This is a genomic window from Streptomyces sp. NPDC012835, from assembly GCF_042900885.1.
Taxonomy (GTDB): Bacteria; Actinomycetota; Actinomycetes; order Streptomycetales; family Streptomycetaceae; genus Streptomyces.
Map to the genome: position 1 here is coordinate 287,894 of NZ_JBIBBW010000005.1, position 13,619 is coordinate 301,512.

The window sequence follows — 13,619 nt, forward strand, 5'->3', positions numbered from 1 at the left end:
GTGGCCTTCCGCAACTGGGCAGGGGAAGCCACACCGACGAGCGACCGCACGTCACTAAGTGATCATGAAATGACTGTGCGCCACCTCATGGACACCAGCATGCTCCCATCGAGCGTCGCTGCGCAATATCGAGCACCAGATTCTCGAAAGACCAGAACTGTTGTTTTATCGCCAATGCTCCTCGTGACTGACAGACTGCTACCCATGACTCAAAAGAAGCTCCCTCCGCCTGTCATGAGACGTCGCGTTGGTAGTGTGCTGCGCGATTACCGTGAACGTGCGGGCCTGGCACCCGGCGCAGCCGCCAAGCAACTCGGCTGGGACTCCACGCGGCAAGGGCGTATCGAGCGGGGCATCTACAGAGTTGCCGTCGACGACATCCGCAAGATGCTGGAGACGTATGGCATCCACGACGACGAGGAAGCGGTCCACGAGATGGCGGCAGCCTCCAACGAGGCGCCGGGCGCCGGCTGGTGGGCCGCGTACGTGGGGCAAATCTCCGACGCCCTACTCGACTTCATCATCCTGGAGTCGAAGTCGAAGAAGATCCAAGTTCAGCACCCTTCGATCATCCCTGGCCTGCTTCAGGCGCCTGGATACGTCAGGGAGATCTTCAACAGCCCGCTTCACCCGGACAATCGAGACCGGTCAGACATGCTGAGCGCCATCCGCATGGCGCGTCAGGAAGTCCTTCATCGCCCCGGAGGCGCGGTCCACCTTCACGCGCTGATCTCCGAGGCCGCGCTCCTGCACCGCTTCCCCAGCGCTCCGGGGGTGATGAAGGAGCAACTTCGCAAGCTGGCCGACGACGCCGAGCAACCCAACATCACCATCCAGATCGTCCCTGCGGACGTCCCCGCCTACGCGGCAGCGAACCAAGCCATGACCGTCATGAGCTTCCGCCACCCCTGGCCCGTGACCATCTCCATCGACAACTCCTTGGGCGGCAACTTCTTGGACGACCCAACCGAAGTGAGCGACCTCTCCGTCATGTTCGAGAAGATCGCCGAGCTTGCTCTTCCCGCGGACAAGTCGCGGGATCTCATCAACGCTCACCTTGAGGAGAAGTTCTGATGACCGGTTACAGCTACATCGACAAGAAGACTGGCCTGACCTGGCGAAAGTCGTCCTACAGCGGCGGAGAGCAAGGGCAATGCCTGGAGATCGCCGAGACCACCAGCGCAGTCCATGTGCGGGACTCCAAGAGCCCTGACGGTTCTACGCTGACCTTCGCCGCTGCCGAGTTCGCCGCCTTCGCTCACTTCGCGTCAAAGTTCGAGGTCTAACCCGTACGACGCACCGATCGAAAGGGCTCGCCTCCCCCCACGGCCAGTGCGGGGGGAGGCGAGCCTTCTCGTGCGGCCGTACCTATGGTTGCGTGGAGCGTACCCTGCGTGATCAGTAGCGAAAAGGCGGCACGAGGGGCCGCCAAGTGGTTGCTCGTGCCTGTGGGAAGTGAGTGTCCCGCCGCTTCCTACGAGGGGGGTTTCCTGTACACGCGGAACTGGGCACCGGTCTGTTGCTGGCCACAGAGCCTCTTTCGGGGGTGCCTGTAGGCCAGGCGGGACCGTTCCTTGCTCCGTGTCCTTTTGCGCTGCCCGTCGTTGCGGATGTATGACGGTGATTGCTGTATGAAGGGTGATCGGCACCCGAAGCCGGATGTCGAAGCGGCTCTGCGGCGGGCGGAGAGCACTGGTCTGAAGGTCAAGCGAGACCAGAATGGCCACCGGTGGGGATACGTAATCTGCTGCCCGTGCTCGGCCAGCACGAAGGTGTGGTCCACGCCGGCGAATCAGGGCACGGAAGGTAAGAAGATCGATGAGTTCACCCGCCGGCACAGCAACTGTGCGTGAGTGGTCGTTCGTTCTATACCCCGAGGATGAACCGACGCAGGAGCAGTCCGACCGTTTCGACCATGCGGACGCCCTTGCCGGGGGGCAGGTCGGCTGGGAGGAGGACGGAGAAGGCACGCGGTTCCCCTGCGTGGTAGAGGCGCCCCACTTCGATGAGGCCGTCGCTTGGGCTGTTGAGCGTCTAGGTGAACTGGGAATGCCGATCGCACGGGTCGAGACAACGAGGTAACTGGTCACGATGTGCCCAGTTACTCGGGCGTGTACGCCGCCGGGGCGGAGGTCCAAGCAGCGAGTTGGAAGCGAGCGGGGCGAGCGTCGTGCCGACCGACTCGACACTCGTCACCGGCCTTGCCGAGGACGTTGTTCATGCGGTTGAGGAATCGGTCGTACTGCTCGTGCCAGATCACGACGGACCCGGCTTCCACGTAAGCGTCGGTTCGGGCGAAGGCCAGAGCCGCAATCTCGTACGCCAGATGTTCGTGCTCCGTCCAGCACGGAGGTATGACGTGCTGCGGGAGCCAGGCGTAGGTCTGGTTCAGCCAGCGGCACACGGCGTCGAGCCACGCGGGCAACGGTGCGAGCAGCTCAGCAGTCAAGGCTCCGATATCCCACGGCGAGGGACCGTCCATCACTGACTCCATAGCGCTCCTCTCTGCCATGTAGTCCGCGATCAGCGGGGGCGGCTCTGGGAATGGTGCGTAGCCGGCAAACGGGTTCTTGGTCATACGACGTGGATCCCCTGGTGGTTTGCCCACGTGGCGGCGTGGGCCATCGCCTGATTCTTCTTCGCGATGATCTGGCGTGAGCGCTCGGCCTCGTTGGCCGCTCGGAGGTTGCGGACGTGACCTTGAATCTTGGCCCAGGACTCCCACGTCCACATGCCGTCGAGGCGTGTGACGACTGGAGGGAGGTTGTCCGCGAGCACCAGGGCGTGACCTTCAGGCAGAGCCCTGATTTCGTCCCCGCGCAGGATCGGCTCCAGTGCCATGTGCGTGGCGGTCGAGTGCCCCCCGCGGTCTCCGCCGGACGTCGTCTTCGTAGTGCGTTCCCGTTCGACTTGGCCGCATAGGTCGGACATGTCTTTGAGGAAGACCGGGTCCTTGGCTCCGCCGAAGACCACTACGTGGTTTGTGAACGAGGCCAGCTCGTTCGCAGTGTCCTCGCCGAAGCGGGCCCGAGCGGACGCCCAACCCTGAAGGCCATAGATCACCGTGATGCCTCGGCCGCGGCCGTCGGCGACGCGTTGACGAAGGCTGGGGATCGGCGCGATGTTCGGCGCCTCGTCCAGAGCGGCGAGGAGGGTCGGGTCGAGCCGCCCCGCAGGGGAAGTGATCGAGTGGGTCTCAGCGAGGTCTAGCAGGTCCTCGGCTATCGCCGTGGTCAACGGTGAGATGGAGTTGACCTCCGAGTCCTTGCCGAGCAGGTAGATGGTGCCTTCCGCGTCAAGGAACTCGTGGAAGTCCGTCGGGGCCTCTCCGTCTCCTTGCAGAGCACGGATCACCGACTGGTGCATCAGGGGTTCGAGGGCCGCGTCGAGGGTGCTGGCCGTGTTGCCGACGGTGCGGCTGTCACCCGTGGTGGCCGTCCGCAGCATGTCGGCCCAGCCGGGGCCGGCGCCGGGGTGGGCACTGAGGATGCCGAGGGGCGCGGGGTCGGTCAGCTTGCGGGCCCACTTCAGCACCCAGTCCAGGTTGGCGCCGTCGAGCGCGGCTGCGTGGAAGAACGCGGCGAGGATCTTGGATGCCTGGCCCTTGTAGAAGGCGCTGCCCTCGCTCGACTGCGCCGCGGACCCAGGGGTCCGGGAACCGGCGACGAATGCCTTGGCGCGCATCATCGCGACCTCCGTTTCGGCCGCGCCCGTGATCGGCGTCCACCGGAACTTCGGGAGCGAGGGAGCGATGTTCTGCGGGTCGAAGACCATGACCGGTCGGTCGTCACGCCGCCGTGCGTCGAGGGTCAGTTCGACCAGGTCAGGCTTGGTCGAGGTGGCGAGAACCGGACCGGTCCAGCTACGGATGGTCGGGGCGAAGAAGCGCAGCGTCTTTCCGCTGCCCATGGGGCCGATGACCCGGCATGCCTTGTCGGCGCGGGACCACAGCTCGATGCCCTTCGGGCGTTGCGAGGTCCCCAGCGAGTAGCCGAAGTCGTGAGGATCGAGGGGGTGGCGCATGACGTGCTCCGGGACGAGGAGGGGGTGAGGAGGACGGGTCAGGATCCGGCGGTCCGGTCCTTCGCGAGGCTCACCGCTGATGTGTGGGCGGGTCGGTCTTCACCGCGGGTCAGGGAGGGGCGGATCTCTGTGGCCTTCAGGACCGCCTTGGCCGACAGCTGGCGTTTGAGCTGGGACTTGCCCGCGAATCCGGCGTTGCGGCGGCCCCGGTTCGTCAGAATCCAGACGGCGGCCAGGGACACCGCGCACACGGCGGTGAGGACGTACAGGGTCAGGGAGATCCCGCTCGGTATGAAGTCCACTACTCGGTCCTCCGTGCGACGCGGGCCGCGAGGTAGCGCATGCGCCGGCCGCACAGCCGGGAGAGGGAAGCATCGGGCCCTCCGCAGCGCGGCGGAGCCGTATGAAAGGCGCTGTGCAGGTCTTCCGCCGCGCGCCAGATGTGGGTGACGGCCGTACGGACGCGTCCACCCGCAGCGGAGTAGTCGCCGTGGTCCAGCACGGTGGCCAGCGCCTTCGTGCGGCGGGCGAGTGCGAGGGCATCCGCGTGCAGCTGGTCGATGTCCTGCCGCACCGCGCGCTCGTCCGCCGGAAGAGTGGTCTCGTCGGTGGTGCTGGTCATGGAGGGAGCGCGCTGCGAATCTGCGGGGAAGGTGCTGGCGGCGGAGAGGTGGCGGTAGCTGCTCATTCGGTGTCCGGCGAGGTGCTGGCGAGGTCGGTCATCGAGCCGGAGGAGAAGCACAGGTGCTGCTCGGCTTCGACCAGGAGGTGTTGGACGCCGGGGTAGATGATCTCTCCGACCTTCCACAGCGCGATCCCGCGGCGCAGGCGCATGATGTGCTCCGCCGTCCAGGACGGCAGTCCCAGCCGGGACACCGTCGCTTCGGCCTCGCTCTTCTTCTGCGAGTAGATGACGATGGTGTCCGCCATCTTCAGAGCGGCTTGGGTCTCCGGACTGTCGTCAATGTCCGATAGATGGTGGACGATGAAGATGCAGCTCAGCCCGTAGCCGCGAGCGAATTTGAGGAACTTCTCCAACAACAAGGCGAGTTGTGGGGTCCCGAGGATGTGCCATGCCTCTTCGCAGACGAGGATGCGCTTCCGCTGGGTGTAGCGGCGGCAGCCCGACGCCGGGTTCGGGCCCAACTCCCAGGCGCCGGAGTTCGTATCGACCACGACACGTTCGTGCTGGCCCGGTTCTGTTCCGCACTCGCACAGCGGGCGCAGCCAGACTTCTTCGAGGAAGACGCTGATGACGGCGACGAGGATGGTCATGGCGACGCCGCCGGACGGGACCTTGGTCAGGTCGAAGACGATCATGTCGGCGTCGAGGTCCACCCCGAGGCTGGTCGGCCCGTCGAGCATGCCGGTGAGGTCGCCGGTCGCGTCCTGCTCGCTCCCGCAGAGCCGGTCCAGGACGTAGGACGCTTCCAGACCGTCACCGAGGAGTTCCTCCCGCGTCCGCTGCTTGGCCGAGGCGTCGGACTCCTCCGGCCACCGGAGCGCGGCGGCGACGTCCGCCAGGACGGGCGTCCGGCCGAGGTCGCCCGCCCGCTGGTGAGCCCGGCGGATCGCGATGCGCAGCGCGGAGCCGGCGAACTCGTCCAACTGCTTGCCGAGGCCGAGTTCCACGATCGTCCGCACCAGCTCGATCTGGCGCCTTCCCGCGATGTCAGGGTCCATCGGGTTGATGCACGAGGCACCCCGACCGCCGCCGGGGGCGAACTTCACCGGGGCCTTCCCGGTCAGCGAGCGCCCGAGCGCGGCCCACTCGCCTTCCTCCCGCTCTTTCTGCTCCTTGGTGTCGAGCACGACCACCTGACGGCCGAGGCGGATTTGCCGGGCGGTGTAGGTCTTGGTGAGCGCCGACTTGCCCCGGCCTGTGTCGCCCATCACGATCATGTTCCCGCCGGGTAGACCGTCGCCGAACGCCGAGAACGGGCAGTAGATGAACGCCTTGCCCGAGTACAGCTCGCGGCCGATGATCGCGCCCGCAGTACCGAGGGTCGGCGGCGCGATGGGCAGGTACAGGGCCTGACTGGTGGTCGTCTCCGTATAGAGCGGGCGGCGCACCGTCTCGTACATCGGGGACAGCGGGGCGAGGTCGAGCAGGTCAGTCACTTGATGCCTCCGGCGAGGGGCAGGGTCGTGGCGAAGGCACGAGCGTGTTCCAGGTCGAGCCATTCGATCCGGAGGTGCGCGTTGCGGGCCCGGGAAGCGGTCGTTCGCTTCGTGCGCTCCAGCTCCCCGGCGCTCCGCGAGGAGATGGTGATGTAGCCGACGACGGCGGAGCCGGCCGCGCCCGAGGAGGCCAGGGCCATGCCTCGTGAACCGGTGGCACTCGCCGCGATCTGGTCGCGGGGGTCGATGTTCCTGCCGCGCTGTCGGTCGCGGTGCATCTCCGCCTGGTTGTTCGTGTCCTCCGCGAGCATCCGTTCCACAGCCTTGTCGTTTGGCTCCAGCTGCTGAGTGATCGAGATGGTGCGGATCACGTCCGGCATTCCGATCAGCAGGGGCGACAGGAAGTCCGGGCCCACGGGTGTGGTCGGCCATCCGACGACGGCAGCCGTGGCGTGGAACCAGGCATTGCTTGAGCCTGCGGCCCGGGTGGCGACGTGAGCCCCGTCGCGAACGTCGACGTTGCGCGGGAAGGCGTGCGCCTGTGGGAGGTCGGTGTCCCAGATGGCATGGTCGGGGTCGTAGGAGTTGCGGATGAACGCGGTCATCCGGCCCTCGTCCAGGGGCGCGATCACGGAGAGGTCGGCGTCCTCAGCGCGGGACCACAGCTCGTCCAGATACGCGGTCATCGCGGCGGCGACCCCTTCGTCGCCGGTACCTCGGGCCGCGCCTTCGGCCGCCAGGTCGCGGGTGAACTTCGCGTGGATGGTGATGTAGTAGCGGTGCTCCTCGGCCGAAGTGGACACGGCGTTGGCCAGCAAGTCGTACGAGTCCTTCAACCACTGGGGAGCGTCGGCCGTCGCTGCCGATTCGTCGCGCTGCGCGATGAACCGCTGGTGCGCGTAGGGGTCGGACTTCATCTGCCGGGCGAGGACCTGAACCCTCTTCACCGGGTGTTCCTCGATGTTGCCGAAGCCATCCAGCAACTCGCCCCAGCGTTCCAGGGCGACGACCTGCTCACCGACCTCCTTGCCGCCGAGACCGGGGGAGGCGATCTCCAGGGTGGCCGTGACGCATCCGGCCTCCGGCTGGAGCAGGACCACGGCCTGCTGCCCGCGGACCGTGACCGGCACCCATGTCATGCCCGCGATGCCCTCCGGCTCCGTCAGGGCTGCCTCCGGCGGGGTGCCGTCGCGGCGCACGCCGGCCTCGACAGCCGGAGACACCCACACGCCGCCGGTGCGGCGGAGCGCCTTGCGGTGGTAGCGGTCGATCCGCCACCAGCGGTAGAGCGTGCGCCGCTGGGACGTGCCCTTCGGCCGGTACGGGGCGTACACGATGACCAGGGCGAGCAGGATCGGCAGGACGAGGCAGGCTGCGGCGATGGCCGCCTCTTCGTTGAAGAGGTAGCCGAACAGGATGCCGGTGATCGCACCGCCACCGAGAACGGCCTGTTCGCCGAGGTCGCGGCGGCCCACCAAGCCCGTCGGGCGGTGCTTTCCGAACTGATATGTACGAGTCGACATGGGTCACTGATCCTTGCTGGGGCTCGGTCGTCCGGGTGCCTGGCCGCCCGACGGCCGCGACGGTGGCGGAGGCGGAGGCGTGACCGAGGGACCGGAGCCCGAGGTGGTTCCTGATGCGGAGGAGGGGGAGGTGGGCGTTGGCGGCGGTGAAGAGGCCGCTGCCGCAGGGGCCTGCGATGAAGGCGGCTGCGCCGCACCTGGTGATCCACTCGCGCCCGGCGGACGTCCTCCAGCGGCGTGACTGCCTGCGGAGGACCAATCCGGAGGCGAGCTGACGACGGAAGGGGAGGGCGCTCCCTCTGGACGGGCGGAAGCTGGTGCGCCGGACGAATCACCGTGGTCGTCGCCGCCCTGCGGACCTTGGTCTTGCGCGGAGCCGCTGTTGCCAGCGTCGGCGCCCTGCGCACCAGGGGAACTCGTGACCTTGCTCTTCGCCATGTCGACACCGGCCTTGGCCACAGCAGCCGCCGCACCGATCGGTCCGGCCACCGCCGTACCGCCGCCGAAGGCCGAGCTCGCAGCCTTACCGCCTGCCGCAGAAGCCGCCTGGCCGCCGGCCGCCCTGCTACCGCCCCCGACCAACGAGTCCTGAACGCGCATGCCGATTGCTCGGTTGGCATGCTGACCAGGGCCGTCCACCACAGAAGCTGGGCCCGAGGACTGCGCATGCTTCCGGTCGTGGTGGAGCTGGGCCATCTCGTCGCCGAAGGCAGGCACCCACTTGTAGAGCGTGCCGGAAGCGAAAACGGCCAGAAGCAGAATCAGCCCGCCCACCAGCGTCTTAGAGACCGCGTCGGACCTGTTCCCCGACGAGTCGCTGAGGATAGCGCCGCCCAGGCCGAGCAGAGCGAAGAGGACGGGCTTGGTCAGGCCGATCGCGATGATCGCACCGATCCACTTCTTGCTCTTGCCCCACAGGTCCTTGTCCACCAGGCCCGCGTTCACGATGGGGCCGAGCGCGACGGCAACGTAGATTGCCGCACTGCGGATCAGCAGCTCGACCCACATCAGCAGTGCGCCGAGCAGCATGACCAAGTTGACGACGAGCAGTTGAGCCTGCCCCTGCCCCGGTGTCGTCGCCATGACCGTGAGCGTGTCCTCCAGGAAGGGCTTGAAGTTCGAGATTGCGTACGGCTCGAAGACAGCCGTGACCTCGTCAATCGCCTTCATCAGCAGGGCGATGGCACCCGGAGTCATCGCATTGACCACGAACTGGAGGAGCAGGAACCCCACCGCTTCGCTGACAGCGGTGGTCACCGCGACCCCGCGTACCGCACGTTTGGCGACGGCGATCAGCCACAGGGCTACCGTCAGAAGCGACGAGACGGCAAAGATGATCGCGTACTGCTTGAGGAACCCGCTGCTCGTGAGATCGATCTCCGTCGTGTCCTGCATCAGCTCCAGCATCTTGCGGAGGAACCAGATGTTCGCCTCGACGAGCTTCTGGAGCATGAAGCCAAGGGGGTCCTTGACGAAGTCGATCGTTGCCTTCGCCTCACACACCATCGGGATGTAGCAGAACGGGTTGGCGACCGCGAACGGCACCAAGAGGAACCCGACGATCAAGTTGACCCACGCCACCGTCCGGAAGCGACGCCTCCACCGGCCTGGCGTTCCCGGTTCGAGGGCCAGGAGGCCGGGGGCGTTGTCACGCAGTCGCAGGCGCATTGCTGGCACCCCCCACGTCCGCGAAGCCGACGGCGGGGTCCGCCTCCTGCATGGCGGGGGGAGATGGCACGAGCGGTTCGGCCGGAGTGACGGCCGTCGTCCTCCAGGTGCCGTTCTCCCAGACCAGGTCCACGGTCATCCGAAGGAAGGCGACCTGCGGGCGCTGGGTCTCGTCCCTGCCCGCGACTCCGCCCACCGACGCGGTCCACAGCTCGATGCTCGCGGCCTGGCCGGAGTAGGAGATGGACCGAGTACCGAGTGCCGCCGTCCGCGTGATCAGTTCGCTGCCGTCAGCCGCCTTGCCGTCAGCACCGACCCCGCGGTTCTCCACGACCAGACGAGCCGTCGAGTCGGTGTCCGAGGTGACCGAGTGCAGCACGCTCGACGCGGCGGTGGCCGCCAGCATCCGGTGCCGCCAGTCCTCGTCGGTGAAGAACCGAGGGTCGCCGTAGAGCATGGTGGCGCTGACCGCTGCGGCACGGGCGCCGCGCTTGTTGTGCCCGTACGGTGCCGGGAACCCACTTCGGCCTTCGGCGCCGCTCAGGATGGGGTCTTCCGCAACAGCCGGAACGTAGTCGGAAAAGTCGCCCGGAACGTTGGACGCCTGCCGTACGTCGATCGGAGCGACCAATCCGGTCGTGGCCGAACTACCCTTCAGCTTCCAGTCGTTGGACTCCCAGATGAGCGTGACTGTCACCGACTGGAAACCCGTCTTCGGCGTTGCGTGTCCGGCGGCGCTGCCGCGAACCGTCGTCGTCCACAGCCGAACCATCGCCCCGTGGGCGTCGAAGCCCAGGACATGAGCCGAGAGGACGCCGGTGCGCGCCACGGTGTTCTTGGCGGAGACCTTGGAGGTGTCGCCGCGCAGGGAGCCGACCGCGGCACCGGCCGCGTGGTCAGCCTTCTTTACCGCCGCCTCGGACGTGCCCTTGGCTGCCATGACCGCCAACGCCCGGTGCCTCGCGACCTTGTCCGTGAGGAACCGGGAACTGCCAGAGACCGTGGTGTAGTTGGCTGCCGCTGCTTTGGCGCCGGATCGAGTGTGCGGGTAGCCGACTGGGACGCCGTGCAGCTCGCGCACGCCTTCGCCGCTCGCTTGCGGAGTCGAGCGTGCGGGTACTGACGCGGAGGGAGCCGTGGCCGGAGGGGTACCCGTCGCCATGCTGACGATCACCCCGGCCGCGGTGACCACTGCCGCGCCGCCGACGGCGATGCCCCAGAGCTTGGCCGACGGGCCGCGCGCTCCGCTGGCCTTCGAGGAGGAAGCATTCCTCCGTCGGGGTCGGGAAGCCATAGCCATGGGTCACACACCCATGCCGTACGTGATGGCGAAGATGGTGCCGAAGCTGGCCACGAGGAAGACGCAGGTCAGACCGCCGACCATCATGCCCTTGCCGCGCGAGCTGTCCATCGTGGAGTGGCCCTCGCCGAACCACCCCTTGCTCTTGCCGACACCGGCGAGAAAGGCACCGGCGCCGACGACGAGGACGACGGCCGCGATGACGCCGAGGATCACCTTCGCCGTGCCGCCGAGCTTCCCGAAGGGGCCCCAGTCCGGCTTCACGCCGGACACGACATCGGCTCCGGCAGCGAGGGTCGTGTGCAGGGAGAGATCGGCAGCGGCGGACAGGAGGTTGTGCATGTTCAGCCCCTTGGTGCAGTAAGACATCATCTGAGGTGTTTTGGAATGATCAGCCGACGTGCCGCATCGCGATGATCTGCGGTTTCCAGTAGCTGAGCGGCTTGATCCGCACCTGAGCCCCGGTGTGCGGGGCGTCGATGACCTGGCCGCCGCCGACGTACATGCCGACGTGCCCAGGTCCGGCGCTGCCGGGGACGCTGAACAGCAGGTCGCCCGGGGCGAGTTGGGAAACGGCCCTCACGGCCGTTCCGGCGTGGACCTGGTCGTACGTGACCCTGGGGAGGTTCACACCCGCCGCCGCCCACGCCATCTTGGTAAGCGAGGAGCAGTCGCAACCGCCCGCGCCCTCGTACGGCATGACACAGCTGCCGCCCCACCGGTACCAAGTGCCCAGAGCCGTCTTCGCGGCCGTGATCGCGCGAGCAGCACCCTTGCCGGCCGGGGCGTCAGGGCTGACGGCGTCGGCCCATTTCGAGGCCAGCGCACGGATGTTGCGTACGTATTCGCGGGTCTCGGGGTACGGCGGGATACCGCCGTACTTGATCACCGCGCCGCCGCCCGCGTTGTACGCGGCCAACATGTTCTCCGTCGAGTCGCCCGGCACCTTCTTGACCTCTTTGGCCAAGGTGCAGTCGTACGCGGCCTGCGCGGCGATGGCGTCGGCTGGATTCCAAATATCCTTGACCCCGTCACCGTCGCCGTCCACGCCGTGCTGAGCCCAGGTCGCCGGCATGAACTGAGCGATGCCGAGGGCGCCGACGGGCGACTTCGCGTCGGAGTCGAAGGCGCTCTCGGTGTACAGCTGAGCCGCCAGAAGCGAAGCTGTGACCTGCGGGCACTCGCCCGCGTGCTTGTTGATCAGCTCACGTACCCAGCCCGGTACAGGAGCGTCCGTCCTGATGCCGCCACCAGGACCGGTTTCCTCTGCGGAAGCGCCGCCGACCCCTCCGAACGTGGTCAGCATCGCGACGCCAGAGAGGAGCCCGGCCGTGACGAGTCCCAGGCCAGCTTGCGTGCCCTTGTTCATCGCGGCCCCGTCACGCCCAGGGCAAGGCGGTGACGCGCCAGCCCTTGGAGTTGTGCTCCAGGCGGAGCGCGAGCTGTTCGCCACTGCTGCGTGCGTGCCCCGACTTCGGGGTGGTCGTGAGGGTGTAGCTCACGCGGACGAGAGCGGAGGAGGCTGTTACCGCAGGTGCACCGTCGGGGACGACGGCTGACGTGATCTTGGCCGTCTGGTATGCCTCCTCAGCCCGCAAGGCGGCCCAGGCGGTGTCCTGGCTCGGCCGCTTCTGGGCAAGTACGCCCGCGAGTTCCCCCGATGCGAACCGGGCGGCCCGAGCGCCGGCGTCCGTGTACGAGCTGTCGGCTCCGTCGCGGGCGTCGCGCTCCGCGTAGGCCGTAGTGAAGGCGCGCGCCGTCCGCTCAACGTCTGCCGGGAGAGCGGTAGTCGATGACGAGGCGGCGGCCTTGGCATTCGGCGGGGCCGTGCCGGGGATGCCCGCCGAGGCGGAGTGTGGCTGCGCGGTCGAGGTCGAGGTTGCGGACGTGCCGCTGGTCGAGCTGGAGCAGCCGGTCGACAGGAGGACCAGGGAGCCAGCCACTCCTATTGCCGCTGATATAGGTATGAAACAGGTGTATCGAAGCATGCGAGGACCACAACCTTGTGCATGAGATTCGGAAGTGCGAGCGGCGCGGCCCTGTGGGGCTGGGGGCCGCGCCGCTCCTTCGCAGGAGGAGGGGGATTCCTCCTGCGGGCTTTACCGGCGATTGCCGGAGAAATTGAAAAGCAGGCCGGAGCGTGTAGCTCTATCTGCCTGTCTCATCTGTTGAAGAGTTCGATCGTGTTTCGCATCTGCGAGACAGTTGAGCTGCCGGGTGCGTCACTCATATCAAGGTCATCAGCCCCCTGCCTACGACCGGAGAATGCCTTTTGGCGTTGGCCGTGCCTGAATCATTACAGGGGTTCGCGGACAACTCGAATCAGCAAAAGAGCCGGAACTTAATTCTAGGAATTAAGTTCCGGCTTTGGGTGGAGAGGCTTTCAGCCCTATGCGGAGCGGCGGCGCAGGTGGTCGATCGCCACGCCGAGCCACGGCGCAGCCGGCCCAGAGAGGAGCACGGGCGCGCACACGCTGTACGAGAGCACGACGGCGGACTGCTCATCAGTGACTCCGGTCAGGAGGGCGTGGTCGAACGGCAGCCAGTCACCAACCCTCACCGGCAGGAGCCGTACTCCGATCGAGGTGAGGACCACTCGGGCCATGGTGTGATCGCGCCACTGCGGTAGGGCGGCGTTCTCCGCTTCTTGGCGCCGACGGGCGTCGAGACGCCTATTGGTCACCCACCGTCGGCCGAAGGTCGGGTGATCCTCGAAGTACCCACTGCCCGAGGGCGGGTAGTCGACGTCTGTTCCGTAGAAGCGGGCGGCGGAGCACGCCACGTCCGCGAAGGCGACCTCACCGGTCGCAAGCGCAAGGCTGTCCACCTGGACCGGCAGAAGACCGCCGCCGCCCTGGAGGTGAACCGCGAGCGCGGATGCTGCCTGTACGGCATCGGCTCGGACGGCGTCCGCCGCCCGGCCGCGTCGGCGAGACCACATCGTCGTTCCTTCCTGATCAAGCGGACCGGCCGGGGCCTGTACA

At 67.2% G+C, this 13,619-nt stretch carries 14 protein-coding genes; 2 read left to right on the top strand and 12 right to left on the bottom strand.

What is annotated here, in order from left to right; all coding sequences use genetic code 11:
- Positions 1 to 255 precede the first annotated feature (255 nt).
- Complete coding sequence (locus ACFY6S_RS22715; RefSeq protein WP_389462589.1) at positions 256 to 1,074, top strand: helix-turn-helix domain-containing protein; 819 nt, start codon at positions 256 to 258, stop codon at positions 1,072 to 1,074.
- The gene (locus ACFY6S_RS22720; protein WP_388824396.1) at positions 1,074 to 1,286 is read left to right on the top strand and encodes a DUF397 domain-containing protein; all 213 of its coding nucleotides are present in this window, start codon (positions 1,074 to 1,076) and stop codon (positions 1,284 to 1,286) included. The genes ACFY6S_RS22715 and ACFY6S_RS22720 overlap by 1 nt, the downstream gene beginning before the upstream one ends.
- 815 nt (positions 1,287 to 2,101) lie before the next feature.
- Here the strand turns inward: ACFY6S_RS22720 and ACFY6S_RS22725 are convergent.
- The 12 genes from ACFY6S_RS22725 to ACFY6S_RS22780 form a co-directional block, all read right to left on the bottom strand.
- Entirely contained in the window at positions 2,102 to 2,449 is a 348-nt protein-coding gene (locus ACFY6S_RS22725; protein ID WP_388824399.1) for a hypothetical protein, read from the bottom strand.
- Between the two features lie 125 nt (positions 2,450 to 2,574).
- On the bottom strand, positions 2,575 to 4,023 hold the full coding sequence (locus ACFY6S_RS22730; protein WP_388824402.1) for a type IV secretory system conjugative DNA transfer family protein: 1,449 nt from the start codon (positions 4,021 to 4,023) through the stop codon (positions 2,575 to 2,577).
- Between the two features lie 38 nt (positions 4,024 to 4,061).
- Positions 4,062 to 4,325: a hypothetical protein gene (locus tag ACFY6S_RS22735; protein ID WP_388824405.1), complete on the bottom strand. Its 264-nt coding sequence runs from the start codon at positions 4,323 to 4,325 to the stop codon at positions 4,062 to 4,064.
- Positions 4,325 to 4,645 (bottom strand): DUF6238 family protein, encoded by a 321-nt coding sequence (locus tag ACFY6S_RS22740; protein WP_388824408.1) that lies wholly within the window; start codon positions 4,643 to 4,645, stop codon positions 4,325 to 4,327. The genes ACFY6S_RS22735 and ACFY6S_RS22740 overlap by 1 nt, the downstream gene beginning before the upstream one ends.
- A 62-nt stretch (positions 4,646 to 4,707) precedes the next feature.
- Positions 4,708 to 6,144: an ATP/GTP-binding protein gene (locus tag ACFY6S_RS22745; protein ID WP_388824411.1), complete on the bottom strand. Its 1,437-nt coding sequence runs from the start codon at positions 6,142 to 6,144 to the stop codon at positions 4,708 to 4,710.
- The gene (locus ACFY6S_RS22750; RefSeq protein ID WP_388824414.1) at positions 6,141 to 7,667 is read right to left on the bottom strand and encodes an SCO6880 family protein; all 1,527 of its coding nucleotides are present in this window, start codon (positions 7,665 to 7,667) and stop codon (positions 6,141 to 6,143) included. The genes ACFY6S_RS22745 and ACFY6S_RS22750 overlap by 4 nt, the downstream gene beginning before the upstream one ends.
- Before the next feature lie 3 nt (positions 7,668 to 7,670).
- The gene (locus ACFY6S_RS22755) at positions 7,671 to 9,248 is read right to left on the bottom strand and encodes a hypothetical protein (protein WP_388824417.1); all 1,578 of its coding nucleotides are present in this window, start codon (positions 9,246 to 9,248) and stop codon (positions 7,671 to 7,673) included.
- 67 nt (positions 9,249 to 9,315) lie between these two features.
- Positions 9,316 to 10,527 (bottom strand): hypothetical protein, encoded by a 1,212-nt coding sequence (locus ACFY6S_RS22760; RefSeq protein ID WP_389462590.1) that lies wholly within the window; start codon positions 10,525 to 10,527, stop codon positions 9,316 to 9,318.
- Between the two features lie 111 nt (positions 10,528 to 10,638).
- Positions 10,639 to 10,977 carry a hypothetical protein gene (locus ACFY6S_RS22765; RefSeq protein WP_389462591.1) on the bottom strand — a complete coding sequence of 113 codons (339 nt, stop codon included), beginning with the start codon at positions 10,975 to 10,977 and terminating at the stop codon, positions 10,639 to 10,641.
- 49 nt (positions 10,978 to 11,026) lie between these two features.
- A complete protein-coding gene (locus ACFY6S_RS22770; RefSeq protein ID WP_388824426.1) occupies positions 11,027 to 12,004 on the bottom strand; it encodes an NlpC/P60 family protein in 978 nt (325 codons plus the stop codon).
- A 10-nt stretch (positions 12,005 to 12,014) separates the two neighbouring features.
- The gene (locus ACFY6S_RS22775) at positions 12,015 to 12,137 is read right to left on the bottom strand and encodes a hypothetical protein (RefSeq protein ID WP_388824429.1); all 123 of its coding nucleotides are present in this window, start codon (positions 12,135 to 12,137) and stop codon (positions 12,015 to 12,017) included.
- A gap of 887 nt (positions 12,138 to 13,024) precedes the next feature.
- Entirely contained in the window at positions 13,025 to 13,576 is a 552-nt protein-coding gene (locus ACFY6S_RS22780) for a hypothetical protein (protein WP_388824432.1), read from the bottom strand.
- Positions 13,577 to 13,619 lie beyond the last annotated feature (43 nt).

Bases quoted from the DNA above. Each gene is read 5' to 3' on its own strand.
- ACFY6S_RS22720 (WP_388824396.1), top strand. From the start codon at position 1,074: ATGACCGGTTACAGCTACATCGACAAGAAGACTGGCCTGACCTGGCGA.
- ACFY6S_RS22730 (WP_388824402.1), bottom strand. From the start codon at position 4,023: ATGCGCCACCCCCTCGATCCTCACGACTTCGGCTACTCGCTGGGGACC.
- ACFY6S_RS22740 (WP_388824408.1), bottom strand. From the start codon at position 4,645: ATGACCAGCACCACCGACGAGACCACTCTTCCGGCGGACGAGCGCGCG.
- ACFY6S_RS22750 (WP_388824414.1), bottom strand. From the start codon at position 7,667: ATGTCGACTCGTACATATCAGTTCGGAAAGCACCGCCCGACGGGCTTG.
- ACFY6S_RS22765 (WP_389462591.1), bottom strand. From the start codon at position 10,977: ATGCACAACCTCCTGTCCGCCGCTGCCGATCTCTCCCTGCACACGACC.
- ACFY6S_RS22770 (WP_388824426.1), bottom strand. From the start codon at position 12,004: ATGAACAAGGGCACGCAAGCTGGCCTGGGACTCGTCACGGCCGGGCTC.
- ACFY6S_RS22780 (WP_388824432.1), bottom strand. From the start codon at position 13,576: ATGTGGTCTCGCCGACGCGGCCGGGCGGCGGACGCCGTCCGAGCCGAT.